General features: G+C 76.9%; 4 protein-coding genes. All 4 read left to right on the top strand.

Annotated features, from left to right (window positions below; genetic code table 11):
* Positions 1-1,025, top strand: a 1,025-nt coding sequence (locus tag OF117_RS20535; protein WP_263554714.1) for a UDP-N-acetylglucosamine--N-acetylmuramyl-(pentapeptide) pyrophosphoryl-undecaprenol N-acetylglucosamine transferase, incomplete at its 5' end; no start/stop codon positions are given.
* The gene (gene murC / locus OF117_RS20530) at positions 1,022-2,482 is read left to right on the top strand and encodes a UDP-N-acetylmuramate--L-alanine ligase (protein WP_263554713.1); all 1,461 of its coding nucleotides are present in this window, start codon (positions 1,022-1,024) and stop codon (positions 2,480-2,482) included. The genes OF117_RS20535 and murC, both read left to right, overlap by 4 nt.
* A 266-nt stretch (positions 2,483-2,748) precedes the next feature.
* Positions 2,749-3,390: a cell division protein FtsQ/DivIB gene (locus OF117_RS20525; RefSeq protein ID WP_263554712.1), complete on the top strand. Its 642-nt coding sequence runs from the start codon at positions 2,749-2,751 to the stop codon at positions 3,388-3,390.
* Between the two features lie 457 nt (positions 3,391-3,847).
* On the top strand, positions 3,848-5,173 hold the full coding sequence (gene ftsZ, locus OF117_RS20520; RefSeq protein ID WP_263554711.1) for a cell division protein FtsZ: 1,326 nt from the start codon (positions 3,848-3,850) through the stop codon (positions 5,171-5,173).
* Positions 5,174-5,293 lie beyond the last annotated feature (120 nt).

Raw genomic sequence — 5,293 nt, 5'->3', positions numbered from 1 at the left:
TGGCCCGCAGCTGGACCGACGACCTGTCCGACGCGCTCACCGGCCTGGGCACCCCGCGCGGCATGGAGACCCGCCTGGTGCCGGCCCGCGGGTACGACCTGCGGCTCATCCCGCCCGTCCCGCTGCCGCGCCGGCCCACGGTCGACCTGCTCCGCGTCCCCGGCCGGCTGCGGGCGGCGGTGGCCGACACGCGGGCGCTGCTGCGCGAGCTGGCCGCCGACGTCGTCGTCGGGTTCGGCGGCTACGTGGCGCTGCCGGCCTACCTCGCGGCCCGGCGGGCGCGCGTGCCGGTGGTGGTGCACGAGCAGAACGCGCTGCCGGGCCTGGCCAACCGGATCGGCGCCCGGCTGGCCGCCCGCGTCGCGGTCACCGTGCCCGGCACGCCGCTGCGCGGTGGCCGGGTGACCGGGATGCCGCTGCGGACGGCGATCACCGGCCTGGACCGGGCCGCCCGGCGCGCCGAGGCCCGCGCCGCCTTCGGCCTGGAGGCCGACCGGCCGACGCTGCTGGTCGTCGGCGGCTCGCAGGGTGCGGCCTCGCTCAACCGCGCGGCGACCGGGGCGGCCGACGCGCTGATGGCTGCCGGCGTCCAGGTGCTGCACGCGCGGGGTCCGAAGAACACCGGCGTGACGGTGCCTCCGCGCCCGGCCGGTGCGGCGCCCTACGTCGTCGTCGACTACCTGGAGCGGATGGACCTGGCCTACGCGGCCGCCGACCTGGCGCTCTGCCGCGCCGGCGCCGTCACCGTCGCCGAGCTGTCCGCAGTGGGCCTGCCCGCCGCGTTCGTGCCCCTCCCGATCGGCAACGGTGAGCAGCGCCGCAACGCGCTCCCGCTGGTCGAGGCCGGCGGCGGCCTGCTCGTCGACGACGCGGCGCTCACCCCCGACTGGATCGAGCGGACGCTCGTGCCCCTGCTCACCGACCGGGCGGCGCTGACCGGGTACGCCCGCAACGTCGAGCGCGCGGGCATCGCCGACGCCGACGAGCGGCTGGCCGATCTCGTGCTGGAGGTGGCCGGGGCATGAGCGTCGACGACATCGCCGCGTGGTCGGCGCCGGTGCCCTCGGTGCCCGAGCTCGGGGCGGTGCACTTCATCGGCATCGGCGGGGCCGGGATGAGCGGCATCGCGCGCATCCTGCTGGCGCGGGGCGTCCGGGTCTCGGGCAGCGACCGGCGCGACAGCCCCACGGTGCTGGCGCTGCGGGCGCTCGGCGCCCGGGTGGCGGTCGGCCACGACCCCGCCCACCTGGCCGGCGTGGACACCGTGGTCGTGTCGACCGCGATCCGCGCGGACAACCCCGAACTGGTCGCCGCCCGGGAGCGCGAGCTGGCGGTGCTGCCGCGGGCGGTGGCGCTGGCCGCCGTGATGTCCGGGCGCCGCAGCGTCGCCGTGGCGGGCACCCACGGCAAGACCTCGACGACCTCGATGCTGACTGTCGCCGTGCAGGCCTGCGGAGCCGATCCCTCGTTCGCCATCGGCGGCGACCTCAACGAGTCCGGCAGCAACGCGCACGCCGGGGAGGGCGACGTCTTCGTCGCCGAGGCCGACGAGAGCGACCGCTCCTTCCTGCTGCTGTCGCCCTTCGCCGCGGTGGTCACCAACGTCGAGGCCGACCACCTGGACAACTACGGCGACCTGGCCGCCGTGGAGGCGGCCTTCGACCGCTTCGTCGGCACCGTCGACCCGGCCGGCTTCGTCGTCGTCTGTGCCGACGACCCGGGGTCGGCCCGGCTCCGCGACGTCGCCACGCCGGCCCGGGTGCGCACCTACGGGACGTCACCGGACGCCGACCTGCGGCTGGTCGACCTGCAGGTCGGGCGGGAGGGCACGGCCTACACCGCCGTCCTGGACGGGGAGCGGCTCGCCCGGGTCCGCATCCGGCCCGCCGGCGAGCACATGGCCCGCAACAGCGCCGCGGCGTTGCTGGCCGGTCTCGAGCTCGGTCTGCCCGCCGACGGCCTGGTCGAGGGGTTGGCCCGCTTCGGCGGGGTGCGCCGCCGCTTCGAGCTCAAGGGCTCGGTCGGCGGGGTGCGCGTCTACGACGACTACGCCCACCACCCGACGGAGGTCGCCGCCCAGCTGCGCGCGGCGCGCGCCGTCGCGGGGGAGGGTCGGCTCGTCGTCTGCTTCCAGCCGCACCTCTACAGCCGGACGCGCGAGTTCGCCGCCGGGTTCGGAGCGGCCCTGGGCCTCGCCGACGAGGTGGTCGTGATGGACGTCTACGGCGCCCGCGAGGACCCCGTCCCCGGGGTGACCGGCGCGATGGTCGCCGACGCGGTGCCGCTGCCGGCCGGGCGGGTCCGGTTCGAGCCGTCCTGGTCGGGGGCCGCCCCCGCGCTGGCCGCGCGGGCCCGGTCCGGCGACCTGGTCGTCACCATGGGCGCAGGCGACGTGTCGATGGTCGGGCCCGAGGTGCTGGCCGCCCTGCGGGCCGACTCCGTCGACGGTCCGGGCGACGGGCACGCGGGGGCCGACCGGTGAGCCGCGCCGGTCTCACCACCCGCGACCGGGACGCCGCCCCCCGCCGGACCAGGCGGTTCTCCCGCCGGCGCGGCCGGGACCGGGGGGCGGGGCGCCCCGCCGACGCGGCGACGGGGGAGCAGCGGTCCCCGGGGCGGCGGTCGTCCTCCGCCCCCGCTCCGCGGCGGACCGGCGCCACGCCGGCCGGTGCGCGCCGGCCCCGGCGGTGGCGCCGCCGGCCGTCGCGGTACCGCCGTCCGCTCCTGGCGGTCGGCGCCCTGCTGCTGGTGGCCGGACTCGGCGCGGCGCTGTGGGCCGGACCGCTGCTCCCGGTCCGCTCGGTCCAGGTCGACGGCCTGCTGACGCTCTCCGCCGACGTGGTCCGCAGGGCGGCCGGGGTGGCGGAGGGCACGCCGCTGCCCCGGATCGACGTGGCCGCCGCCGAGGAAGGGGTGGCCCGGCTGCCCCAGGTGGAGTCGGTCGAGGTCACCCGGGGCTGGCCGGACAGCGTGGTCGTCACCGTGGTGGAGCGGGTGCCGGTCGCCGTCGTCGCCGTCGAGGGCCGGCGCGTGCTGGTCGACCGGCACGGCGTCCCCTACGACACCGTCCGCGGCGCACCCCCGGCGGGCGTCGTCCCGCTGGAGGTGACCGATCCGGGGCCGGACGACCCGGCCACCGCCGCCGCCCTCGCGGCCGTCGCCGCGCTGCCGGCCGATCTGCGGACCTCGCTCGCCGGCGTGCGGGCGGAATCGGCCGACGCCGTCACGCTCCGGCTGGCCGATGGCACCACCGTCGGCTGGGGCGACGGCGACCGCTCGGGGGACAAGGCCGCCGTGCTCGTCGCGCTGCTCGACCAGCTCGCCGCCGGGACGCTGGAGCCGGCGGCGGAGCTGGACCTCGCAGATCCGGACGCCGTCGTCCTCCGCTGATCTCCGGCGCGCACCCGGCACGCATCCTCCGCTGACCTCCGCCGCGCACCGTCCGCCCGCCGTCCGCACGCCCGCCGCGGCCGTGCCGGGTGCCGGGTCCGCTCCGGTCGCCGACCGTGGGCCGACGGCTCCGCAGCGGGAGCACCGACCGTCCCGGCCGACACGCCCGCCTCCGCGACACGCCCGACCACGGAAACGAATTCCACGCTCGGGATTCCCCGCGAGCCCCGACCCTCGACCTCGGGACCAGGCTTCCGACGCGCGGGTCGTCACCGTCGGTGGGACGGGTGTGACCGGTGGGTGGCCGGGTGCGGGTGGTGCGGACCGTGATCGACACGCCGGTCCGGGGAGGGTGCTTGTCGCTGGCTTCGGCACGCACCTAACTTCATCGCGTCGACCGAGTTGACATAACTATAAGGCTCTACTTGAGGATGAGGGTCCAGTTGAGGAGCGCCGCATGACACCTCCGCACAACTACCTGGCGGTCATCAAGGTCGTCGGCATCGGCGGCGGCGGGGTGAACGCGGTCAACCGCATGATCGAAGTCGGGTTGAAGGGCGTCGAGTTCATCGCCATCAACACCGACGCCCAGGCGCTGCTCATGAGCGACGCCGACGTCAAGCTCGACGTGGGCCGCGAGCTCACCCGCGGCCTGGGTGCCGGCGCGCAGCCCGACGTCGGCCGGCAGGCCGCGGAGGACCACCGCGAGGAGATCGAGGAGGTGCTCAAGGGCGCCGACATGGTCTTCGTGACCGCGGGGGAGGGCGGCGGCACCGGCACCGGCGGCGCGCCCGTCGTCGCCTCGATCGCGCGCAAGCTGGGCGCCCTGACCATCGGCGTCGTCACCCGCCCCTTCGCGTTCGAGGGCAAACGGCGCGCGGTGCAGGCCGAGTCGGGCATCGAGGAGCTGCGCAACGAGTGCGACACGCTCATCGTCATCCCGAACGACCGCCTGCTGCAGCTCGGCGACCGCAACGTCAGCGTGATGGACGCCTTCCGCACCGCCGACCAGGTGCTGCTCTCCGGTGTGCAGGGGATCACCGACCTGATCACCACACCAGGCCTGATCAACCTCGACTTCGCCGACGTCAAGTCGGTGATGTCGGGCGCCGGGTCGGCCCTGATGGGCATCGGCAGCGCCCGCGGCGACAACCGCGCGCTGCTCGCCGCCGAGCAGGCCATCGCCAGCCCGCTGCTCGAGGCCTCGATGGAGGGCGCGCACGGCGTGCTGCTGTCGATCTCGGGTGGCTCGGACCTCGGCCTGTTCGAGATCAACGAGGCGGCCTCGCTGGTGTCGGACGCCGCGCACGCGGACGCCAACATCATCTTCGGCGCGGTGATCGACGACGCGCTCGGCGACGAGGTCCGGGTGACCGTCATCGCCGCCGGCTTCGACGGCGGACGACCCAGCAGCCGCAAGGAGGCTCCCGCCGCGGCCCTCCCCGGGAGCGCGCCGGTCGCCCCGGTCCCCTCCGGGTTGCCGCAGCGCTCGACCGCGGGGGGCTTCGGCGCGGTGCGCCCGGTCGCCGCCGCGCCGTCGGGCGGCTCGTCGTCGCCGGCCCGCGCGGCCGGCGCGGGCGGCGCGGCCCCGGCGGCGAGCCAGCCGGCCGCGGACGCCGCGCCCGCCTCCGCGTCGTCCCGGCTCGGGTCCCCGTCCGGCGGCGGCATCACCGTGCCGCCGCTGCCGCCGGTCCCCGGGCAGTCCACCAACGGCCGCCGGCCGCTGTCCAGCGAGGACTTCGAGGAGGAGCTCGACATCCCCGAGTTCCTCCGCAGCCAGTAAGAGGACCACCCTTCCCCCCACGCCTCGCACGCTCGGCGCGGGCCCCTGAAGGGTGGCCGTTCCAGCCGCTCACCGGCTCGGCGCGGGCCCCTGAAGGGTGGCCGTTCCAGCCGCTCACCG

It is taken from the genome of Geodermatophilus sp. YIM 151500, from assembly GCF_025716945.1.
Lineage (GTDB): Bacteria > Actinomycetota > Actinomycetes > Mycobacteriales > Geodermatophilaceae > YIM-151500.
This window is presented reverse-complemented; position numbering and strand designations above follow the sequence as displayed.